This window comes from Indolivaga alginatilytica, from assembly GCF_003201355.1.
Lineage (GTDB): Bacteria > Bacteroidota > Bacteroidia > Bacteroidales > Dysgonomonadaceae > Dysgonomonas_A > Dysgonomonas_A alginatilytica.
Window position 1 is genome coordinate 355,312 of the sequence record NZ_QICL01000001.1, and the last position, 23,484, is coordinate 378,795.

The 23,484-nt window shown below is 38.1% G+C and carries 20 protein-coding genes; 8 read left to right on the forward strand and 12 right to left on the reverse strand.

Annotated elements, in window-relative coordinates; translation table 11 throughout:
* Positions 1 to 21: 21 nt before the first annotated feature.
* Positions 22 to 2,298 carry a cation:proton antiporter gene (locus tag CLV62_RS01590; protein ID WP_110309024.1) on the forward strand — a complete coding sequence of 759 codons (2,277 nt, stop codon included), beginning with the start codon at positions 22 to 24 and terminating at the stop codon, positions 2,296 to 2,298.
* Between the two features lie 77 nt (positions 2,299 to 2,375).
* Here the strand turns inward: CLV62_RS01590 and CLV62_RS01595 are convergent, their stop codons facing one another.
* Positions 2,376 to 3,506, reverse strand: coding sequence for a WG repeat-containing protein (locus tag CLV62_RS01595; protein WP_110309025.1), 1,131 nt, complete (start codon positions 3,504 to 3,506; stop codon positions 2,376 to 2,378).
* A gap of 246 nt (positions 3,507 to 3,752) precedes the next feature.
* Here CLV62_RS01595 and CLV62_RS01600 point away from each other — a divergent pair, with 246 nt between their 5' ends.
* Complete coding sequence (locus CLV62_RS01600; RefSeq protein ID WP_110309026.1) at positions 3,753 to 4,667, forward strand: hypothetical protein; 915 nt, start codon at positions 3,753 to 3,755, stop codon at positions 4,665 to 4,667.
* A 79-nt stretch (positions 4,668 to 4,746) separates the two neighbouring features.
* On the opposite strand, the gene CLV62_RS01605 is transcribed toward CLV62_RS01600, so the two are convergent.
* The 3 genes from CLV62_RS01605 to CLV62_RS01615 form a co-directional block, all read right to left on the reverse strand.
* A complete protein-coding gene (locus CLV62_RS01605; RefSeq protein ID WP_110309027.1) occupies positions 4,747 to 5,409 on the reverse strand; it encodes a porin family protein in 663 nt (220 codons plus the stop codon).
* Positions 5,410 to 5,553: 144 nt separating this feature from the next.
* The gene (locus tag CLV62_RS01610) at positions 5,554 to 6,213 is read right to left on the reverse strand and encodes a porin family protein (protein ID WP_110309028.1); all 660 of its coding nucleotides are present in this window, start codon (positions 6,211 to 6,213) and stop codon (positions 5,554 to 5,556) included.
* Between the two features lie 25 nt (positions 6,214 to 6,238).
* A complete protein-coding gene (locus CLV62_RS01615) occupies positions 6,239 to 6,877 on the reverse strand; it encodes a porin family protein (RefSeq protein ID WP_110309029.1) in 639 nt (212 codons plus the stop codon).
* Positions 6,878 to 7,133: 256 nt separating this feature from the next.
* Here CLV62_RS01615 and CLV62_RS01620 point away from each other — a divergent pair, with 256 nt between their 5' ends.
* The 4 genes from CLV62_RS01620 to CLV62_RS01640 all read left to right on the forward strand — a co-directional run bounded on the left by CLV62_RS01620 (position 7,134) and on the right by CLV62_RS01640 (position 10,710).
* Positions 7,134 to 7,793, forward strand: coding sequence for a DUF2975 domain-containing protein (locus CLV62_RS01620; RefSeq protein ID WP_110309030.1), 660 nt, complete (start codon positions 7,134 to 7,136; stop codon positions 7,791 to 7,793).
* A gap of 266 nt (positions 7,794 to 8,059) precedes the next feature.
* A complete protein-coding gene (locus CLV62_RS01625; RefSeq protein WP_110309031.1) occupies positions 8,060 to 8,281 on the forward strand; it encodes a helix-turn-helix domain-containing protein in 222 nt (73 codons plus the stop codon).
* A gap of 37 nt (positions 8,282 to 8,318) precedes the next feature.
* On the forward strand, positions 8,319 to 10,127 hold the full coding sequence (gene sppA / locus CLV62_RS01630; protein WP_110309032.1) for a signal peptide peptidase SppA: 1,809 nt from the start codon (positions 8,319 to 8,321) through the stop codon (positions 10,125 to 10,127).
* Between the two features lie 289 nt (positions 10,128 to 10,416).
* Positions 10,417 to 10,710, forward strand: a complete 294-nt coding sequence (locus tag CLV62_RS01640) for a hypothetical protein (protein WP_146212672.1) — start codon at positions 10,417 to 10,419, stop codon at positions 10,708 to 10,710.
* Between the two features lie 59 nt (positions 10,711 to 10,769).
* On the opposite strand, the gene ccsA is transcribed toward CLV62_RS01640, so the two are convergent.
* From ccsA to CLV62_RS01680, 8 genes are all read right to left on the reverse strand, one after another.
* A complete protein-coding gene (ccsA, locus tag CLV62_RS01645) occupies positions 10,770 to 11,555 on the reverse strand; it encodes a cytochrome c biogenesis protein CcsA (RefSeq protein ID WP_110309035.1) in 786 nt (261 codons plus the stop codon).
* On the reverse strand, positions 11,542 to 12,831 hold the full coding sequence (locus CLV62_RS01650; protein ID WP_245903956.1) for a cytochrome c biogenesis protein ResB: 1,290 nt from the start codon (positions 12,829 to 12,831) through the stop codon (positions 11,542 to 11,544). Before CLV62_RS01650 ends, ccsA begins: the two co-directional genes overlap by 14 nt.
* Before the next feature lie 494 nt (positions 12,832 to 13,325).
* Complete coding sequence (gene nrfA / locus CLV62_RS01655; RefSeq protein ID WP_110309036.1) at positions 13,326 to 14,825, reverse strand: ammonia-forming cytochrome c nitrite reductase; 1,500 nt, start codon at positions 14,823 to 14,825, stop codon at positions 13,326 to 13,328.
* A 16-nt stretch (positions 14,826 to 14,841) separates the two neighbouring features.
* Positions 14,842 to 15,426 (reverse strand): cytochrome c nitrite reductase small subunit, encoded by a 585-nt coding sequence (nrfH, locus tag CLV62_RS01660; protein ID WP_110309037.1) that lies wholly within the window; start codon positions 15,424 to 15,426, stop codon positions 14,842 to 14,844.
* A 311-nt stretch (positions 15,427 to 15,737) separates the two neighbouring features.
* The gene (locus tag CLV62_RS01665) at positions 15,738 to 16,202 is read right to left on the reverse strand and encodes a hypothetical protein (protein ID WP_110309038.1); all 465 of its coding nucleotides are present in this window, start codon (positions 16,200 to 16,202) and stop codon (positions 15,738 to 15,740) included.
* A gap of 141 nt (positions 16,203 to 16,343) precedes the next feature.
* A complete protein-coding gene (locus CLV62_RS01670; protein WP_146212673.1) occupies positions 16,344 to 17,648 on the reverse strand; it encodes a hypothetical protein in 1,305 nt (434 codons plus the stop codon).
* Between the two features lie 45 nt (positions 17,649 to 17,693).
* Positions 17,694 to 18,440, reverse strand: a complete 747-nt coding sequence (locus tag CLV62_RS01675; protein ID WP_110309040.1) for a glycosyltransferase family 2 protein — start codon at positions 18,438 to 18,440, stop codon at positions 17,694 to 17,696.
* 430 nt (positions 18,441 to 18,870) lie between these two features.
* Entirely contained in the window at positions 18,871 to 19,815 is a 945-nt protein-coding gene (locus tag CLV62_RS01680) for a diacylglycerol/lipid kinase family protein (protein ID WP_110309041.1), read from the reverse strand.
* 408 nt (positions 19,816 to 20,223) lie between these two features.
* Here CLV62_RS01680 and CLV62_RS01685 point away from each other — a divergent pair, with 408 nt between their 5' ends.
* Both CLV62_RS01685 and CLV62_RS01690 read left to right on the forward strand, forming a co-directional pair.
* Entirely contained in the window at positions 20,224 to 21,942 is a 1,719-nt protein-coding gene (locus CLV62_RS01685) for a T9SS type A sorting domain-containing protein (protein ID WP_110309042.1), read from the forward strand.
* Between the two features lie 84 nt (positions 21,943 to 22,026).
* On the forward strand, positions 22,027 to 23,187 hold the full coding sequence (locus CLV62_RS01690) for a PBSX family phage terminase large subunit (protein WP_110309043.1): 1,161 nt from the start codon (positions 22,027 to 22,029) through the stop codon (positions 23,185 to 23,187).
* Positions 23,188 to 23,484: the final 297 nt, after the last annotated feature.

Here is a 23,484-nt window from a genome sequence, read left to right on the forward strand (position 1 = left end):
CCTATAAAATTTAGTTCTTATATGAAAAAAATAACGAATACCCTCTTCTATATCATTACCATCGGAGGATTCTCTACACTCATGTATTGGATCATTTGCAAAGGTAAAGGATTGGAAGATGGCAGAGGCATCATATCAAAAACATCAGAAAACAGTGCTTTTCAAGAATTTATAAACTCACTTACCGGTAATCTTCACCATTCTATCGGATTACTACTTTTACAGATCATAACCATTATAGTAGTAGCACGCATTTTTGGATGGATATTCCAGAAGATGGGTCAGCCGATGGTTATTGGAGAAATTCTTGCAGGGATAGTCTTAGGCCCTTCGCTTCTCGGACTCTATTTCCCCGATGTATCGAGCTTTCTGTTTCCTGCCGAATCACTCGGGAATCTTCAAATATTGAGCCAGATAGGACTGATTCTCTTTATGTTTGTTGTAGGTATGGAGCTCAACCTCAAAGTTCTGCGAAACAAGGCACACGAAGCCGTCGTCATAAGTCACGCAAGTATTATAGTACCCTTTGCGCTCGGTGTGGGCTTGGCGTACTTTATTTACGAAACCCATTCGCCCGAACATGTGGAGTTTGCATCGTATGCTCTCTTTATCGGTATTTCGATGAGTATAACAGCCTTTCCCGTTTTAGCACGTATCATTCAGGAAAGAGGTATTCATAAGACCAAACTGGGAGCCATTGTTATTACCTGTGCCGCCGCCGATGATATTACGGCATGGTGTATACTTGCCGTAGTTATAGCTATCGTAAAAGCAGGCTCAATGGTAAGCTCACTATATACTATCGTTCTGGCAATTGCCTATGTAATCTTTATGATAAAATTGGTTCGCCCTTTCTTGAAGAAAATAGGCGAACGCTATCAATCCGAAAAAAGCCTGAGTAAATCGCTCGTAGCACTTCTGTTTCTGGTTTTGCTGCTCTCGTCGTTTACTACCGAGGTTATTGGTATACATGCCCTCTTCGGAGCATTTATGGCAGGCACTATTATGCCGTCTAATATGCGATTCAGAAGTATGTTTATCGAGAAGATCGAAGACATTGCCTTGGTTCTTTTACTTCCTCTGTTTTTTGTGATCAGTGGTTTGAGAACCGAAATCGGGCTTCTGAACGATCCTGCACTCTGGAGAATTACCGCCTTGATTATTTTCGTGGCAGTATTCGGTAAATTTGTGGGAAGTGCATTAGCCGCACGTTTCGTCAGCCAGAATTGGAGAGACAGCCTCATCATAGGTACATTAATGAACACCAGAGGATTGATGGAGCTGGTTGTACTGAACATAGGATACGATCTGGGTGTACTGAATGCCGAGATATTTGCGATGATGGTTATTATGGCTCTCGTTACTACCTTTATGACAGGTCCATCGCTGAACCTGATTCACCGAATCTTCAAGACTGATAAAGAGGTGGTAAATGATAAGATGCACGATCTGGGAAGATACAAACTGCTGTTATTTTTCCGCAATTCCGAAAAAGGCACGGCATTGGTAAAACTGGCAAATAGCCTGTCGAAAAAAGTAGATGATAATACGTCCATTACAGCCATTCATTTGGCAGCAGGCAGTGGATTGCATCAGATGGACACTGATATTTATGAGAAAGAGAGCTTTGCGCCCGTCATTGCCGAGGCACACTCTTTGAACAGAAAAATAATCTCCCTCTTTAAAATTTCGAACGATTTTGGTGATGATGTGGTGGACGTAGCCAACAAGGGCGATTATGATTTACTGTTGATGAATCTCGAAGAATCGATATTCGACGGAACGGTATTAGGCAGAGTATTAGGCTTTACAACTCAGATAATCAATCCCGAAAAGTTGATAAATACAATGACGGGAAAAGAGAAGCTCATCGAAAACTCGCTTATTGATAACAATACCCGATTGATATTAGCCAAGACCAAGATACCAGTAGGCATTTTGATTGATAAGGACTTACATAAATTCGATAATATATTTATCCCGATCTTTAATGATAATGATGAGTTTCTGATTTTTTATGCTCAAAAGCTGATCCATAATGCAGACTCTCAGGTTTCAATATTAGATCAGTCGGATAAGAATAAGAATCACTCTATCAAAGAGCGTATCCGATTGATAGAGCATACAGCACCCAACCATATAAGATCGGTAAGTGTAGAGTATGTAGATGAAGTATTTCTCCACAAGCAGGATCTGATAATTATCAGTTTAGAAAACTTTGATAAGTTTCTCCTGTTAAAAAAAGAGTGGATCGATAAAGTTCCTTCTGTACTGATTTGCTCGCCCAGTAAAGTCTAAAATCAGAGACTTTTTGATACTCGGTTTTAATTCCGAACTTCACATATTTAAGGCTATCCGGTGTGGATAGCCTTTTTCTACTTTTCTAATTGAAATGAACTTAACTTCGATTCTTGATCAACAGAAAATTCAGCTCCTTTCAGTTTAAACCTGTTATACTTGTAAGTATATTTATAAACATACCCTTCCATATCCAGCAGATAAGGCTGTCCCTTATAAGTAACTACCGATACGGGAAAATCGGTTGTCTGATTCATAAACGGATGTGGCGTAAAATAGGATACTTCGTCAAAAACAGGCGGGCAAATAACCCCTTTAGGTGATGCAAAACCATATTTACCGTTGAGCCTTGTTTCCATTATCCCACCCTCATAGTTACGCGTATATCGTATAATTTCATCGTATATTACAGGAATAAATTCTTCTCCATCACTATTTATATATCCTTCTTTTCCATTTCGAGATACATTTCTGGCTGACAAAACTTTATCCCATTCCGATATTTTATCGTATATAAAAGGAACGAATACAGTACCATCTTGTTTTATAATACCCCATTTACCATCTTTTTTCACACGGGCAACACCGTCGCTGAATATTTTCACAGACTCGAATTGAGGCGGTATCAGAAGATTATGCTTTCGATCAGCATATCCCCATTTACCATCCTCTTGAAAAGGGGTCAACTCTTCCGATTTTTCAATATCAAATTTGGTGAATCTTTTGGTATATTCATTGCCTCCATCAACCGCTGAAGCAAATATACAAAAGCCCACCAGATTATACCATTTATGAATCAATAAATTGGTACTATCGTCAGTGCCTATTCTTAAACGATCAATTCTGTCTAAATAAAAAACAGGAGGAATAATAATATGCTTCTTTTCCAAATGAATTTCGAAGAAGTTATTTTTCAATTTTCCTTTATAAGACTTTTCCTGTAAACCTGCATCGGTAAGATACGAGAGCTTCAGAGTATCTTTCCCGTTAAATTTGAAAGTAATAAATTGGATCGAGTCCCGCATCTTCAATCCCCAAGAACCTCCAATATTAAACAGGGAAGATAATGTATCTCCTTTATTCAAATAGGTACCTTCGAATGCCACAGGCGATGTCATCGATACAAAATCAGTTACAGCCAATTGTTTCGACCTGCATCCTGATAAAATAAAGGATATCAGTAAAAAATAAAGGCAGTAATTTTTCATAGCTTAGCGTTCATTTGTCAGGTTAGTAAATGCTATACGATTTCAAATATAAAATAAATATTGTTTTGGTATCTTTCATTTTGGACTATTTCCATTTTATTAGTAATTCAGGCAAATCTAGTTAAAAAATCTAGCTAGCTAGTTCTCCCGAAATTAAGTTCTGCGCTTGCCTTATAAAGTCGCGAACATCTCTTTTAGACATAGAATAGATTACCTATATTTGCCTATTCTAACAAAACACTATCAATGAAAAAATTATTATTCCTGTTAATAATAGCTATAAGCAGTTCATACGCATTATCGGCTCAAAGTGAAAGTAAATTTATCGGAGTATACGGGCAAAAAGGAGGAGATGGTGCCGGAGGTGCCCGATTATATATATTTCCCGACGGACTTTACTCTATGGCATACTACGGTGGAACACAACATGGGAGATGGGAGAAATACGAGAAATATATTATCATGAAACCCGATACCAATTCCATCGAGAAATTCTATATGTTTGCCAGATACGATGAAAGCATAAAAGATATATCAGTCCAGTTTGATGGTTTTAGTTCCTCAAAGACAGTTTATAGCTTCAATAACGGAGAAAAAGACGTCACAATGCATCCTGTATACAATCCGTCACCAAATTGCTTTACATATCCACAGATCACCCGATTTGCAAAAGGAGAATACACTCAAATTCAAGTAGCTCTGATACCGGAGTACTTCAGTGCAAACCCCTCCGAAACCCAGTATAATGTATACACGTTTCCTGTTGATCCGAAATACAATGATATTAAGATTCTAATGCATAAAAAATCGGAACCATCCGATATCCCATTCATTTTGGCATTGGAAAATAAGAAATTATATATGCCTTATTTCGAATTCGATTATTTAGGCTCTTTAGACGAGGAGACCGAGGAAAATCTTAGTTTTGCCAGAGAGATAGCATCAACCGCAGGTCAGCCTTATCAAAGCAATATATTCGGAAAAGAAGATGAGTATGGCAATTGGATAAAAATTGAATATCCGAGATTGAGACATCTGAAAAAGGAGTTCACAAACATTGCCTATGATGATAAGAATCTATTTACGGCCACTTGCGATGACACCACCGAATCGGAGACGGTAATTGATGAAAGGGCAGTATCACCGGACGGGGGTGAATAAAACAGGCTAAACAACACAAAACCGCAGCAACACCCAGTTACTGCGGTTTTATATTATTTATTATACGTAAAATCTACTATCAGAACCTATATCCTAAAGTAAGAGCCGCATTGCGGTTTTTGTAACTCAAATCGTTTTTACCAATATCTCTTAAACCTAATTCGTATCTGAGAGTAACCACTACGCTGGCAAATTCTATACCTGCTCCGCCACCCAGACCAAAATCGAATCTGCTTAATGAATTCTGACCTCCAAAGGTGCTAAATTCGCCACTTGCAAGATAATGCTCGTTCCAGAAAGTAACCTTACCCGGCACTTTACTTGTTCCGGCTATACCTTGTGCAAAATAAGCCCCTGCATTAAATACGATTTTTGTACCCGGTACTACCTGTATTTTATAGGCTGCATAAAGAGGTATTTGCAAATACATCTGATTCATAGTTATCTCACGGTTACTATCGATGTTGCCTTCTTCACGGAAACCCTCGACCTTAGCACCTTTTCGTGTGTATGACAAACCCGACTGAACATAAAAAATATCTGTAACAGGATATTCTACCATCATCCCGACCTGAAAGCCTGCTCTGGCTTTTTTATCCAAAGGACCTGCATTCCACGAAGAGTTAGACAGGTTTAACCCTCCTTCCAAGGTAAATCTTACAGGAAGAACGTGCTGAGCCGAGGCACCGAATCCCATGAACAGCATCGCCATTATAATACTTAGTTTGTAAATAGTTTTCATACAAAATTTCTTTATTTAAATGAATAAAACCTAATCTTTGGATATATAACTCATTATTGGTACTAATTGTTCTGTTAGCCACAAAAAAGCCTCAACAACTATCGTTATTGGGGCTTTTAAGTATGTTATATCATTAAATATAACTTAGAATCTATACCCTAAAGTCAGAGCAGCATTACGATTCTTATAACTGAAATTATTATACTGGCTGAGATTTACCAAACCCAATTCATACCGGATAGTAGCTACAATGTTACCAAACTCGGCTCCTACTCCGGCTCCCAAACCAAAATCGAATCTTTTAAGGAAACCATCCGTTCCGTAGGTATCCACATTTCCGTCACCGGTAGCAATTTCATCCAGAATAGGAAGAGTTCCGCTTATCTTACTCTTACCACCTATACCTTGGGCAAAATAAGGCCCGGCATTAAAAACTATTTTAGTACCCGGCATAACCTCTACCTTATAAGCTGCATAAAGAGGCAATTGCAGATAAGACTGATTCACCGTGATTTCACCATTCACTCTACTACCGCCAATCATGCTGCTGCCCTCTACTTTAGCCCCCTTAGTGGTAAAAGCAAGCCCCGATTGCAAATGCAAAGCATCGGTGATTGCATAGTCGGCAGTAATACCGATCTGAAACCCGACTCTGGCTTTTTTATCTAAAGGATCGACATCCCATGATGAATTAGACAAGTTTATACCTGCTTCTATACCAAATTTGGGAAGCTCCTGTGCTGATACACCCAATCCCATTGCAAAGACTAACGCTGCAACGCCTAGTTTATAAATACTTTTCATATAAAATTTAATTTGTGTTTAAACATCAAAACTGATAACCCAGAGTCAGATAAGTATTACGGTTCTGTAATCTGCCTACACTGGAATCAATTACATTAATAACACCGAATTCATAACCTATTTTTGTTACAATATGATCGAATTCGACTCCTGCACCTACACCAAAACCAAAGTCGAAGTTTTTCACTAATCCTGTGCTGAAAGAATTCTCTTCCAGTTTTTCTACACCGTCTTTAATCGTAGTTTTTCCCCCAAGACCATACGCAACATACGGCCCTGCCTGAAAAACAAACTTCGTGCCGGGAGCAACATCCATTTTGTAAGCCGCATAAACAGGAACTTGCAAATACAGCAGGTTAATGTTTACAAAAACATCATTATAGGCATTTTCGAAATAATCATTGAATGTGGTTCCCTGATATTTAGCTCCTTTAGTGGAAAGTTCAACCCCGCTGATTAAGGAAAAAGCCGGATTAATGGCATAATCAAACGTAACACCACCCTGTACGGCAACCTTAGTATCGGTATCGGTGATATCACCCGCCATGTTTATCAGGTTGGCACCGGCTTTCACACCGAATCGTACCGGATAATTTTGTGCTGAAGCTGCAAGCACCATCAAGGATAAAAATGTCAGAATACTCAATTTGTAAATAGATTTCATAGTGTTTTATTTTGTTAAGAAATATATACATATAACTCACAAACCCGATGAATTGTTCTCAAAGAGAAAAAAACAGCTTTTACATTTATCGAAAAACGATAAATAATTTGCGAATATCAGAAAATATACATTCTTTTGCAATAATTAAGGTCTAAGACCTTTTTATTGCTTTGGTAAGTAGATTAACTATAGTTAGTTAGAACTTTAAAACATAGCATTAAATATTTTGTGTTACTTATTTACAACGCAACAAAGAATGAATAAACGAATTAAAATATTCTGCCTGATCCTCTCAATAATATATGTGAGTGTTGTTATTTATAGCATATTCGATGTGGCAGATAGTTTTATAGCAGGTTATAAACAAGGGCAGGAAGAAGCCAAAGATTCCTCTAAAAACATCCAGACACTGCACCTAAAGCTAAAACCGATAGAGGGAGGATATGTCTATCCTGAGAAAGTAGTAAATACTTTAACAGGACAGGAAATGAAAGCGGAAATAGGCGAGTATAAAATCAAATTCGACAATTCAGAGAATCCCCTTCCCGTCCATCTTAAGGTATTTAGGGGTATTATTATTTTTTTAGCTGTAGTAATTCTGGCAGGGCTTATTTATCTTCCCTTCCTTTTCTTTAGCATAATAAAGTCGGGCACAAAAGGAAAGATGCTCGAACACAAAACAATACGAAAAATACAACAGATAGGGTATCTTCTTATAATCTATTACATCATAAATGTAGTAATCTGCCTGTCGGATTTCATGATAGCGAAACATGCCGTAGCCCTCGAAAAATACCGTTTTATTATTGATTTTTCCGATTTCGGATTCCTGTTTCTAGGCTTGGTAACACTGTTACTTGCCGAGATATTAAAAGTATCGGTGCAATTAAAAGAAGAACAAGACCTCACTATTTAAGGTCTCAGACCTTTTTATTGCTCTGTAAATATGGCAATAAATAGTTGAAATTACTTAGAGCCTGTTTAAATTTTAGCGAAAATATTCATTACAGGTTCTTTCAAATTGGTCTTAGCTATTTTTTCATGCTCTTTATTAGCGTATTTTCCGTTTCTCCCTTTCGATTTAGCCCGCTAAATCAGCAAGTAAGAAACGAAAAATCCATCTAAAAACAGCTATAAAAAAGATTAGCTATAAAATTTAAACAGACTCTTAAAGAAAAAAACATGTCGATTATAGTAAATTTAGATGTAATGATGGCTAAACGAAAGATCTCCCTCAACGAGCTTTCGGAAAGGATCGATATTACGCCTGCCAACCTCTCGATTCTGAAAACAGGAAAAGCCAAAGCCATACGATTCAGCACACTCGAAGCTATTTGCAAAGAGCTCGATTGTCAGCCGGGCGATATTCTCGAATTCGTAGACGACAACATTTCCCATAAATAGAATTGAAATCACAGAAACAATTATAAAGAAAAACAATATGAAAAGCTTTTTCAAAACTTTACTGGCTTCTACTTTGGGCGTCATCATCGGGTCGGTCATCCTGATGATTCTCTCCATTGTAATTTTCGCAGGAATCATCGCTTCTATGGGTAGTACAGAGAACTACAGTCTGAAAGAAAAAACAATCCTAACCCTTGATCTTAAAGGCAGTCTGGGCGAAAGATCAGAATCGAGCCCTTTGAACAAAATAATGGGAAACCCCGATACCGTTGGTCTCGAAGACATACTCGATGCAATTAAAAAAGCAAAAGAAAATGACGAAATCAAAGGTATATACATCAAAGCCGGAGCATTAAACGGAGGATTAGCCAATATAGACCCGATAAGGAATGCTCTTATCGATTTCAAGACTACAGGTAAATTTGTTGTAGCCTATGCCGACAATTATTTACAAAACACCTATTATATAGCTTCCGTAGCCGATAAAGTGATTATGAATCCTAAAGGATCGTTCGACTTCCGTGGAATAAGTTCTAACCTTATCTTCAGAAAGAATATGAACGACAAATTGGGTATCAATTATCAGGTATTCAAAGTAGGCACATTCAAATCAGCCGTAGAGCCTTATATTCAGGATAAAATGAGTGAGGCCAACCGCTTGCAACGCACATCTTATTTGAATGATATATGGTCGCACTTACTGGCGGGGATATCCGAAAGCCGCACCATATCCGTAGAGGCACTGAACAGTTATGCCGACAGATGCCTTACTTTTATGCCTGCCGATTCGATCCTTCAATATAATTTTGTAGATACACTGATGTACAAACCCGGTGTGGAAGCTTATCTGAAGACTCTGGTTGATATAGAAGCCGACAAAAAACTAAGTCTGGCCAGTATCGATAATATGACAGGCGTAAAATTCAAGGAAGCGGGAGATAAAAAAAGCAGAATAGCTATATTATACGCCGAAGGTGCAATTGTTGACAGCGGCGACGGTGGTGGTTTATTCGATTCGGGAGCTACTATCACAGCAGAACAATATGTAAGAGAATTACAGAAATTAAGAGACAATGAGGATATAAAAGCAGTGGTTTTCCGTGTCAATTCTCCCGGAGGAAGTGCCTACGCATCGGAGCAGATATGGAATGCCGTAGTAGAACTTAAAGCCAAAAAACCTGTTATCGTATCGATGGGAGATTATGCCGCTTCGGGCGGATATTATATATCCTGTGCTGCCACAGCCATTGTGGCTCAGCCTTCTACCTTAACAGGATCGATCGGTATTTTCGGATTAATTCCCGAAGGTGAAGAGTTGTCAAAAAAGATAGGATTCTCTTTTGATGAAGTAAATACCAACAAGCACAGTTCGTTCGGAGGCCCTGCATACGGTATACCGTTCCTTTTCGCAGGTTTCTCAAGAAGTTTCAATGACGAGGAAAAGCAGATTCTTCAAAAATATATCGAATCGGGATACGACTTGTTTATCACTCGTTGTGCCGACGGACGCTCCAAGACCAAAGCCGAAATAGATTCTATCGGACAGGGACGTGTATGGACAGGGTCGCAAGCCATCAAGCTGGGTCTTGTCGACAAAATCGGAGGAATAGAGGACGCTATAAAAATGGCTGCCGAACAAGCTAAGGTTACCGATTACAGTATTTCGAAATATCCCGAGAAGAAAACCCTTTTCGCTCAAATACTGGAAGATTCTTTCAGTAATTCGAAACTTCAGACATTAAAGTTCTTTATGGGTGAAAACAATTTCGAGAAAAATATACTTAAGCAGCATATCCAATCGTTCGATATGCAAATGGCAATGATGCCCGACCGAATCAGTTACTAAACCCAGACTATTTTTTTACTCGATTAATAGTAATATTCTTTCAATTCGAGAAGAGCAGGATTTTATATCCTGCTCTTTTTTGCTTATAATCAACAAATAATGTGAATCAGTAGTTGAATAGGCGGTAATAAACGCTCTTTTTTACTTTATCCTACGCACAATCAAAGATTGTTTGTGTTCCTTTTGCCCAAATCCGCAAAAGGAACCAAAAAGTCTTTGCCGACCACTTACGGTGGTGATCCGTTAGCAACTTGCCGTCGGAATAAAATAAGCCGTCCTGTCGGACTCTTTGTATTTTATTCTTATCGACTGCTTCGTTGAACGGATACCTCACCCCCGAAGTAAATGTGGCTTTGCTTACGCCCGTCAGGCTCTCCGACATTGGCGGTTGCACGGGGCACCCGATGTGGGAGGAAAGCGTAAAAAACAAAAAGAAATCAAAGTCGAAAGTAATTTTTTGTTTTCGCTTTCGGAGTACGTATCGGGTCGTGCAAAGAGGCACAGTCTTGATCTTTTGTTTCGTTTTGCATCAAGGCAAAATGAAAGACAAACCCGAGAGGGTGCGTCAGTAAAAAAGAAATGAGCGTTTGTTACTAACAATTCAACTACTGATTGGCATAACTAATAAAAAGGTCTGAGACCTCAATTCGAATACACATGGATACTGCCTTGTGCAGCAGGCAGGTAATTTACACCAATCCATGTAATCATCAACAAGATAAAAGCAATGGGAATCATCCACAATACAAAACGCTTGTGGTATTGTTGCAAACGCATATGGATAAATACGAGATAAGCGGCAGCCGTTATAAATGCCCATGTTTCCTTCGGATCCCACGACCAGTAATGCCCCCAAGCCTCTTTTGCCCACACAGCTCCCATCAACATACCGAGTATAAGGAAACCGAAGCCTACGTATATTATATTGTCGATAAAAGCATTCAACTGTGCATCCTCTTTCCCCTTATTCAATCGTGACAACTGAATGAAAGCCGCAATTACAGCAGCACCAAACATGGCATACGAAAGTATATAGACCGTTACGTGAGGCACAAACCAGTAACTCTGCAAAGCAGGCATGAGGTTTGTTGAGTGTATTTCGGGTTTAAAGATATTCACACACGCAAATACGGTAGCTACAACAGCCGAAAACGAAAGCATCCAATCGTACTTCCAATGGCGGTATGTGATAAAGCCTATGGTCGCCAGAAAGAAAGAATACCACAGACGGGTCTCGCCAATGGTTCGCAACGGCGGACGCTCCTGCCCTATCCACAGACCGACGATAAACGCTCCGAAAATAATTGTTCCCAAGATCATCAAAGCATTAGCCACATTCTTTTTATCGCTCACATATACTATAACGGCAGATGCCAGCCAACAAATAATAGCAGGTATGGCAAACCAAAGATATTCACTCCACGTCATTTTTCACTCCTTTCTTTTTATTGCCCGACCACATCAGACAGATTGAGCCTAAGGCAAACAAAATTATACCGAAATATACGGGGTACAACCAAGGATCATACACCAACTCGAAACTACTGTAGGATGAAGCCTTTCCCGCAGTATTATCGTAACTGTACTGATAGATCATCCAGTTGCCAATCTTCAACGGCTTATTTACTTCCAACTGTGCATGAGCAGTTTGTCCCTCTTCGGTAAACACATCTATATCGGACATAAAACGCTTGGGTTCGGTCTGAGTCATTACCATAGCATATTCGTCCGTCAAAGGCAGCATCATATACAACTGTGCGAGACTTCCGCCGCAAACCCAGCCTTTTTTCACTTCTCCTGTTTCGCTGTTCTTTGCCGTAATCAATGCGGCAGGCGTAGAACCGGGCATGGGAACAGCCGTATAAGTACTATCGCTGTTACGCACGGCTTCATGTATATATTCTTCTACAGATACATTCCATATACCTATTTTACCTATCGGATTCTTTTCATCAATCTGATAATAATCGGGCTTATCAACGGGCTGTGCTTCGCCCGACTCCCGATCTATTATAGTTAGCTTGGGTGGATATTCTTCCATCACAAAATCATTCAACTGAATGGCAATGGGCAGATCGAGCACATCATCATGGTCGCTGTACACACGCCATTCGGTTTCGCCTTCGGTAACGTGCATTACATATCGTTTGATGTCGGCAGCACCCAGTCCCGCAGCGAACAACAGTGTCCACAAACCTATGTGATTGAGGTAGAAAGCATAATCGCGCCAACTGAATTTAATCAACCGACGGATAATAAGCGACCCCAGAGAAAGCAATGTCACGAAATAGATCATAACAAATGCCCAACACGAGGTTACCTGCCTCAATCCCAGCAATGTCCAGAAATCATGTGCATGAGGGTCTAATTTTACCATCTGGGGGATTAATCCCATAGCTATTCCCAGTATCAACAAGGCACTGATAAGCGATACGGAAAACGGTACACCCGAAAACCATTGATAAAACTGTGTATTCCTTTTAAACGAAAACAGTATCAGGAATACGATAATTGCACCTCCCAATCTCACATTAACGGGATCGGCAAGTAGCGAAAAATCAAATTTCCCTATAGTCAATTGCAAAGCAAACCCTACGACCATCAGTCCGAATACAACGAGAATACTCTCGCTATATCTCCAAGGGAATTGCCATATCTGCTTATTAGGTAGCGTTAAATATTTAATGCGATATTTTATCAACATAACTGTCTCTAGTTGTTATACTTGCCAAAGCAATAAAAAGGTCTGAGACCTTAGTATCAGCCATTCAAATAGTTTATATAAATTATAGTTAGAGCCTCCTTAATCCTGCCACTTCAACCCGACTCTACAGAGGAAGTAAAAAGAAACGGTCAGGTAACAAAAGTAACCGTTAGGTGACTAAAAAGTGTCACTTTTGACATTTCACTAAACAACTGTTAATCAGCAAACAATCATCAAAAAGGTAACAAAAGTGACAAAAGTAACAGTTTTTTCAATCTTTATTTTCTATCTATTGATGTTACTTTTTCATTATAAGGATGTATTGCATATATGCCTGTTTTTCGAACGACTTCTTATGAATCGGGTGTATACAATCCCCCCTGCAAGTAACTAATTTACATATAGATAAAACAACCCGACTACCGATTTGCATTTACAATAAAAAAGTACCTGATCTACTAAAACAGGTACTTTTTGAAAAATCTTTATCTTGATCAGCTCTTTGCTATCAGACGTTTATTGGCTTTTGCTTTTTCGATCCACTTTGGCACAACAGTTTCGATCCACTTCTTTTTATTGTCTTTCAATGTTTTCATGTCAAGACCGATATAAGCCTGCGCTTTGTCTTTACTCGAAATATCGGGCATCTGTACATCAACAACACCTTGTGCAAACAACACTTTTTGAAGCTCCAACTGAGCTTGCATCGTTCTGTCCAAGCTATGTGCCAAAATTCGTTGCGTTTCAACAGGTGCATGAAAAGATGCTCCGTGAGATGCTACCGAAAAATCCCAACGCCATTGTGCCTGACGAATCAAATCCAATGATTTTTTCATTTGAGATTCGCTTGCACCCTTATCCCAAGCTGCTTTTGCCATTATGTGCGTTTTCGCCAGTTCGGTTTCGATACGATCACGTATCTCCAATGCTTTATCCTGATATTCGTAAACATAGTTACGAAGTTGCTCTTCGCTGTCTTTGTGGCAAGTCTGACAAGTACCTGCAACATTCTTTAACGGACTCATAATCTGATGATCCGAATATTTGATACCACCCTCAGCCTTGTATGGCATATGGCAATCGGCACACGACAATCCGCGTTGAGCGTGCGGTCCCATCAGGAAAGTTTCATAGTCGGGATGCTGAGCTTTCAACATCGGGGCTCTGCTCAACGCATGAGTCCAATCCGAAAATTCGGCTTTATCGTAATACTCTTCCATCTTTTCTACTGTCATACCCTCATCCCAAGGAAAAGTAAGCTCTTTACCGTCTCCTTTGAAATAATATTCGACATGGCACTGTGCACATACCAATGAACGCATCTCCTGCATAGTGGCATTTTTCACATCTTTGCCCTGACGCTCGAAAGCCTGAATCAAAGACGGACGTGTAATCGTAAGATTCATAGTTACAGGATCGTGACAATCGGCACAACCGATAGGATTTACAATCTCAGCTCCTAAATCACCCCATTTCGCTTTATAGAAATTCTCGATTCCCATTTCATTCATCATACGAGGCACATCGGGACTCTTACAAGTCCAGCAGGTAGCAGGCTGAGGTCCATCACCCGGATTCTCAGGACAACCCGTACGCAATGTATTTGTAATATCCTCAATGGCATGCATATGACCTCTTGGAGCAGAGTAATCTTGCGAAAAAGCATATCCTGCCCAAAGGACAACCATCTCGGGACGGCTTTCCAAAACATCTTCGGGCATATTGCCTAGGTGCTTACTCTTGAAATCCATGTTTTGAGTCTTTTTCCACGTCTCATATTCACGGGGATAATTCTCACCCCATATTTCATTGCGGGCTTCTATTCCTTGTATATCCACTTTCTTATTATTGAATAAAGTTGCAATCTCGGCACGACGTTCCGTTATAGATGCTGCCAATAGTCCTAACAAGAAAACTCCAACCATCACGGCGAGGAACAATCCCCATCCGATTACAGGTTTCTTTCTTATGGCTTCTGATAATTTTCGTAGCATGGCTTTATACAGTTTTTTAGTTATTTTTCTTCATTTGTTTTTTTAACCACTCCGGAACGGGCGATTTTGGCAGAGGTACCAAAGCATTCGGAGCCGAAACAATACTGCTCATAGTGCCGTGTACAACATCTCGATGGCAATCCCAGCAAGCTTTCGCATTACCTTCCTGTACATCCTTGTAACACTTCAAGCCGGTTTTAACCATGGCGGTATTTAAATCCGTGTGGCATCTTATGCAATTATCCATAATCACCTTATAGCTTTCTTCACGGGGGCGAATAGCAATCGGTTCTTTTCTCAAAGTAAATACAGCAGCGTGATACAATCCGTCTTTAGCTTTAAAGGCATATTTATTCAATACATTATCATGTGGAACATGGCAATCGTTGCAAGTTGCCCATTGAGCATGCACACTATGTTGCCAAGTGGCATAATAAGGAGTCATAATATGGCAATTGATGCAAGCTTCAGGCTTATCGGAAAGATATGAATGAGCCCGTGACATATAGATGGTATATGCCCCCAATCCGGCCAAAACACCTCCGATAATAAAGAGGGGCAGAATAAATTGTATAGGCAGTATTTGTAAAATTTTCTTCATAGTTAACAATTGATCATTGCCAATTCATACGGCATATACTATTAAATCTATACCATACAGATAGTAACAAAAATAGTATATTATTCAAAGATAAGCAAGCAATAAACAAAACCAGACTTATTAATCGCCTGTTAAAGTAGAAGATAAGAACAAGCACCATTGATATTAGATTCTATTTATGTCAGATAAACACCATCTAACATCATGAGAATAAAAAACATACCAAAGTCAGGCAAACCTCATAGTGTGCATCAGCTCTGAGTTAACATATGTTATGCAACATCAAAAAATAGTTAGAATGGGATTGGGAATCAATCGAGAAGTTTCATTTCCTTTTTCATACTTATCAGAATAGAATTGAGCTGCGCAAGGATACTTTTGCGAACCGATTCTTCCGACAGGTATTTATTGTAGTCGTATAAATACACATCTCGCTTATTTGTCAGGTACAAATAGTAGTTAAACGGGGTATCACCTGCATTCGAGACAATATACATGATAGTGTAATCCAAGTCCTTAGGTTTCGATTCTGTACCACTCGAAGGATTCATGTATATTTCCAGATTATCACTGTTCATTTCATAATGAGGATTATCTGTATAATTGGGACAGTATGTTTTTCGATCGCCATTCTTCAAAATAAAACTCCTCATTTCCTCAAAATCATAGAAATTGAGCATATCATTTATTTTGATAAGCATCGACGAATCGGTAACTTCCTGAGCTTTCAGAAAAGAACAGAAAACTCCAAGCATAAGAACCAGAATATACTTCATATCCTCTAATCTGATTATTTATCGTGAGTGATATTTGCAGCCACAAGCCCTCTTTTAAGGTCGCAGACCTTTTTATTGCTTTGGCAAGTAAATCAACTATAGGCAGTTATAACTTTGAAATATCACATTAAATATTTTACATTACTTATATAAACCAAGCTTATTAAGAATCAGAGAGATTCCTTCTCCGATAACAATAAAGCCCAGCAAAAGAAACGGCATATACCAAACAATATAATCGAGATGGAAGTGATTGGCCGAATGTTGTTTAAATATAACAAACCAAGACAGCGGAGCCACGGACGACACGGCTACCGTTACTAATAAAGTTATATTGAGACGCTTACGAACCTCATCCAATCCTCTACTCAAATAGTATACAACTGCTGCCATTATAACAACAGCCATAATAACATAGGCAAAGTAAATAACGATGGAATACTGAGACAAGAAATCAGAATTAAATGCATTACCCTTCAGGTATCTTTTAAAAATAAAGGAATAGGCATAATGAGCAAATTTATCATCGGCACTAAAAGATCTTCGGGTGTAGGATGTTATTATATAATCGATCGCTACAGCAAAACTGCCTGTTACCGACTTTATTTGTACTATAAGCATCATTATCTGCAACACAACAGCAACAATACATGTTACACTTGCTTTGATGAAAAAAGATATAAATGATTTTAGTTTTTGCCTTTCCAGAAATGCGTAAAAAATTACCGGACACATAGCTGCTACAAGGGCGGTAGAAATAAATTCATAGCCATTGAAAACGCACTTCGCAAATACCGATAAGAATAGGTATAATAATATTCTATTGGAAGTTAACTTTTTCACCTTGTTACTATATTCGAGTACAAGTAACATGGTTATAAATGGGATATAAGAACCCCACAAACTCCACCATAAACTGTGTCCGAAAAGAGTTATCCAGCTCGACATTGTAACCAGAAACAAAACCAAAACAGCAGAAATAGAACCAAAATTACGAAATACCCACCCCACAAATAAGGTGAAACACAATGCCGACAATATGGCATTTATAAAATGGAATATTTGAAGCCGTATACTATTGTCAAAAGGCAGTACTTTCTGTACGATACTGAAAAAGATCAGTTGTCCACCAGTCTGGCTTTTGTATACATCGTAGCTATCAGGAATATTTCCACTCAAATAATCGGGTCTTTGCTCCAGATAAACCTCAAACCAGATATCCGAGTTTGCAGGAACCTTCGTTGCATCATAATTAACACCGGGCAAACCTCCGTGCGAAAGAATTCCTTCCTTTTCGGATCGGGCTATTTTACCGATAGCCAAACATTCCGAAAATTCGTCAAACCAACCAAAAGCCTCAGTTCGGGCAGCATTCCACAAATTACTATAAAACCCAAGGAACAGAACCAAAAAACTGATAATCAGAAATAGTCTCTGCTTACTCATTATTGAAGATGTTTGCACAGTCATAATTTATTCGGTGTATTCGACTTACGATTTATCTAAAATTCGATATTTAAAGAAAGTATTACGATGCAGAAAATACAATAAAGATACTTTCAATACACCCAGCCCATATTTAGAACTTCTGACAAAGTTGATAGAAGATGCTTCTTCGAAATATTTGGTAGGACATGTTATTTCCGCAATTTCATATCCCTTATTGAAAATTTGGGCAATAAACTGATTATCAAAGATAAAATCGTCCGAATTAATATTATAATTAATACTTCTCAACACCTCTCCACTGTATGCTCTATATCCTGTATGGTATTCCGATAGCTTTTGGCTCATCAGTAAATTCTGGAAGAAGGTAAGGAATCTATTTGCCACATATTTGTACAAAGGCATACCTCCTCTTAGTGCACCCTTACCTAATATGCGCGAACCTATTACTACGGGATATACATCGTTAGCTATCAGATAGCACATCGACTCGATTAGCTTCGGGGTATATTGATAATCGGGATGAAGCATAACCACTATATCAGCACCCAAATCAAGTGCCTTGTTATAACAGGTTTTCTGATTACCACCATATCCTTTATTCTTATCATGCTTCACGATATGTTTGATCCCTATACTTTTAGCAACGGAAACGGTATCATCCGGGCTATTGTCATCTACTAAGATAACTTCGTCAACAATACTAAAGGGGATCTCGTTATAAGTTTGAGGCAAAGTCTTTGCAGCATTATACGCAGGGAGTACAACTACTACTTTTTTATCTGAAATCATTTTATTTCTTATTTATTTATACCGGATATTCAAAATAAAGAATAATTAAATAAATGGAAAGTATTTCTAATGATAAACTTTCCAATTGTAATCGAATATGGCTGCTATGCTTACTAAAGGAGTAAAAAAGGTCTGAAACCTTAATCAAAACCAACCGTTAAAAAAATCAGCTATAGAAGTATTACAAGATACAAAAATAGTAAAAATATATGGGAATTTACTTTTTAACGAATCAATTAAGATCTTAGTCCATTTTATTGCTTTGGTATAGGGGCTGAATAGGTCACAAATTACACTGAAACAACAGAGAATACAGAGTTAAATTTCACATCCCACTATTTAACAGCAATTTACAAAAACACAAAATCTGAACTGTCAGAGTATTATGTATGCTGAATTTATTTTGATATACCCTCAAATAGGCCCACTTTTATATCCAACGTGTGATATTAGTAAAAAAAGACTGAGCATTAAATCCTGTTTTAGGTACTTCCAAAGGCACCAAAACATTGAGCCCTTTATTTACAATCCTGACAGATATTTCTTTACCGGTTTGTATGGCACTTCCGTCAAGGTGCATAACTCCTTCTTTTTCGCGTTCAATTAACACCTCAGAGGTAATTATCTCAACAAGTTTCGAATTATTTTCTATATTTTTTGACATCAACTGAATAGCCGTCTGAGGAACATTCAATACCGACAAGGGTTTTAGTATTGCAATATTCATCTTTCCGTCCTGAATATCGGCATGAGGAGCTATAAAACTGTCATTGCCGTATTGAGAAGCATTAGCACATGTTACAAGAAACGCTTCCTCGTTAAAAGTAGTATCGGAAGTAGTAACTTTATATTTTTGAGGTTTGAAATTATAAAAAACATCAATCATACTCTTGGCATACATCAGTTTACCCCGGCTCGATTGATTCAGTACTTTTTCACTCACCTCCGCATCGAAACCTACACCGCATGTGCAAAAGAAAATATTATCATTTGCAATTCCGTAGTCTATCTGCTTTACATTGTTTTGTTTGATAATCTCGATCGCCTTTTTATGATCCATCGGAATATGCAAATCGCGAGCCAGTCCGTTTCCCGATCCACTGGGTATAATACCGAATATAACGTCTGTATCTACCAACACTCTGGCTACCTCATTGATAGTTCCATCACCACCGACAGCTATTACATAATCGATGTTATTATCCACAGCATCTCTGGCAATTTGCGAAGCATGCCCTTCGTAACCCGTCATAAACATATGCACATCAAAGTCATGAGGATCGAGCATCATCGTCTTCTCAGGTAATCCTTTTTTAGATTTCGTTCCCGAAACAGGATTTATTATGATATAAATCTTTTTTTTCTTTCGCTTCATCTTTTTTAGAAGAATTGTTAGTTGGCTTCAGAGTAATATGTATTGTTCGATATATTAAACGGTAAAAATACTGAAAATATTGCTTCGTAGCATAGTTATGGTCTTAACATATAGTAAAAACTGGATAAATATTGATTTATAATAAATTATCTGAGAATAAATCAGTCTCTAATATCTTAATCACAAAGAGAAAACAATCTTTTTTTTCAAAATAAAACAAGTATGGGAGCTATGACAAACAAGATTATACAAATTCATCTGATTAAAAATCGATATTTTCAGAGTGTAAGCATTATATTTTTCAGAGTGCAAATATTATATTTTTTGGATAAAAAAATTAAGTCCTTATATAAACAATTTCTTTATGTTTACAAAACAGAAATTTTATAAATCTAAAGAAATTGAACTATGAAGAAAATCTTATTTTTAATGGCTATATTCTTGAGTTGTTTATCCTCTTTGACAACTTTAGCTCAAAGTAAAATTATAATATCCCCTCATGCTTCTTTTGTGGGAATAACAAAAAATTCCAATACATATACAAAACAGTCCCTTAAAGATAATTATTCCTCCTTTTTTGTTGGTCTGGATAATTCTAAAAATATAAGTGGAAGGGTGTATTTAGAGTTTGATCTGGGATCTATACCCAAAAAGGCTGATATAACATCAGCAATTCTAAAATTAACCACTACAGGGAGCGATTCCAATTTTAACGGGAGTATTATAATAAAATCATCGAATATATTAACTAATGCAGACGAATCAACTTGGTACAGTTTAAAAGGTTTAACAGGTAGTCCAATTATTTCTGCAAATTTTCCAAATTCAGGGACAAGCCTGAATCTTACAAGTGACGCTCTAAAATCATTAATTAAAAATTCAGCAGGAGGCTTAATGTGTCTATCCATAAATAATCCTGATGAAAGCAAAATTATTAGATTTTCCGGAGATATTTTGAAATTATCCTTAGAAGTTACACATACAGGAATCAGTACAGAAGGAGATGGTACTACAAGAGATCTACGGCCTCTTCCCTCAAAAATTATCTCAGGAGAAGAAATAACCTTAGGTTATGTAAATATGCCTTTAGTTTATGAAATAAAGGAATGGAAATATGATCAAAGTCAATTTACCGAAGTAAGAAGGGATAAAGGCACCATCACTTTGATTCCTAAACCAATTATCGGATCAACCCGGGCATCCGTTACTATGGTTACATATTTCTACGAACAATTCTTTTATTATCACAAATACACTCACACATGGAATTTCCCCATAGATGGTGCTCCAATGATTGTGCGTAGTACCTCTGAGAAAGTTGTATATGCTGGAGAAACCGTAGGATACCGTATTGAAAATTTTATAGGTAATCTGTCTGACATCACATGGCAATCTGGAGATAATATGTCATTAATTTCAGCTTCAGGCGAATATGCAACATTTAAAGCATCTGGAAATGGCTCTGGAACAGTAAAAGCAAAAGTGAATGACAAAGGAAAAGTTTATGACTTGCAATCTTCGGATGTATGGATTGGAACCCCAAAAATATCAATAACATACGCAATGGATGAATCGTCACTAAACTCCACCTATGTAGATGTAAGTAGACTTCTTACATTCAGTGAGTTTACGACTTTAGTGATAGATGGATATGGGGTTGACTTATCTGGAAATATATCAAATATTGAGTGGCAAAACAATTCAGGAAGCCCTATTTTCACAACAGGGAACGGAGTAACATCTAATCCGACAGCCGATCGTATAGGTAGTTTAGGTCGGGTAGCGACATTTAAATCAACACCAAACACATATAACAATATAATGTTTAAGATTAGAGCAAAGAATAAATGTGGATGGTCTTATTGGAAATATATTTCTTGGTCAGGATCAGTAATTCCGGGAGGTTATGGCGTAAGATCAGCAGCTCTTGATGATCAGATCATAGAAGTGATGTCCGAAATCAAATCCGTAAAAATATACAACCTGTCAGGCGTATTAGTATATTCAGATAATGCGGTAAATGGCAGCTTCGACATAAAATCAACCGTATTAACCGATGGAATTTATATCATCGAGAAATCTGACGGACAAAACAGAACATCCGAAAAAGTAATGCTGAAAAGATAAACAAGTTTTTTTATTCGTAGAGAACTAAAGCAAAAGCACGGACACTATAGTCCGCGCTTTTTTTATCTATATACAAAAACCACTGTGAAAGGAACTTCCGTATTTAGCCGCAACCTCGAAGCCTATAACGAAGGGCGGAGAGTAATAGTCAATAAAGGATCGACTCGTTCGTCCAAAACATGGAGCATACTGCAATTACTATACATGATTGCCGAATGGTCGGATGCCCCACGCCTCATATCCATAGTATCCGAATCAATGCCCCACCTCAAGAAAGGGTGTATGCGGGACTTTGAGAACATGCTCCGCCAAGAAGGGAAATGGGATCTCAAATCGTGGAATGCCACAGATAAAATATATAAGGTAAAAAATTCATACATAGAATTTTTCTCAGCCGATCAGCCCGGAAAAGTACATGGCCCCGCCCGGGATATCCTTTATATAAACGAATGTATCAATATTTCTTACGAAACATATCGTCAATTGGCAATCCGTACTACAGAAACCATATTTCTCGATTACAATCCTTGTTATGAATTTTGGGTAGATGAAAAAGTACTTCCCCGCCCCGAAGCAACAATGATTCACTCGACCTACCTGAATAATGAATATCTGTCCGAAGCGCAAATTAAAGAAATAGAATCGAGCAAAAACGATGTAGAATGGTGGCAGGTATATGGCTTGGGGCAAACAGGCTCAAAGGTAGGGCTTATTATGCAAAACTGGGATATTACCCCCTCTTTACCCTTATCTTACAAACACAGATGGCTGGGTATTGACTTTGGGTTTACCAATGACCCCACTGCAATAATCGACATCCGTCTATCGGAAGGCGAACTTTGGATAAATGAATTACTCTACGCTAGAGGATACGACAATTTAATGATCGCCAAATATCTGGAGGAATGCAACATTCCCCGGCAAACAGCTATTATAGCCGACAGTGCCGAACCAAAATCGATCAGGGAGATACGCAATTGCGGATGGAATGTAGAACCTGCCAACAAAGGCAGAGATAGTATTTTAACAGGGCTTGCAATATTGAACCGATACCCGAAACATCTGACTCAAACCAGTTCGAACCTCATCAATGAGTATCGAAATTATCGATGGACTACCGATGAATTCGGGAATCCAAGCAATATACCGATCGATCGGTTTAATCATTCCATTGATGCTCAACGCTATGTCGCTTTAAATAAGTTGGGGCAAAAAAGCGGTTTTGATTATTATGTAGGTAAATAAAAAGGAGGCTGTGTAAAAAGCAGTATTAGAACACAGAAAACACAGAATTTTAGATTAAAGACAAAGCCATAATTTTTGTTACTATCCCTCATTATCCCTCTCATCACGAGAGGATTGGGGTGAGGTTCAAAATCTGCATATTCAGTGTATTTAGTGTGCATATTTCACTTCCGGGACAGTCTCATTTTCTAATAGTATAATTTCTATTATTTAGAAATACTTTTCAAATTTCCGTCCTATCCCGTGTAACAAATAGACGCTCATCAGAGTCATTCTATTAAACAATAAGCCTAAATT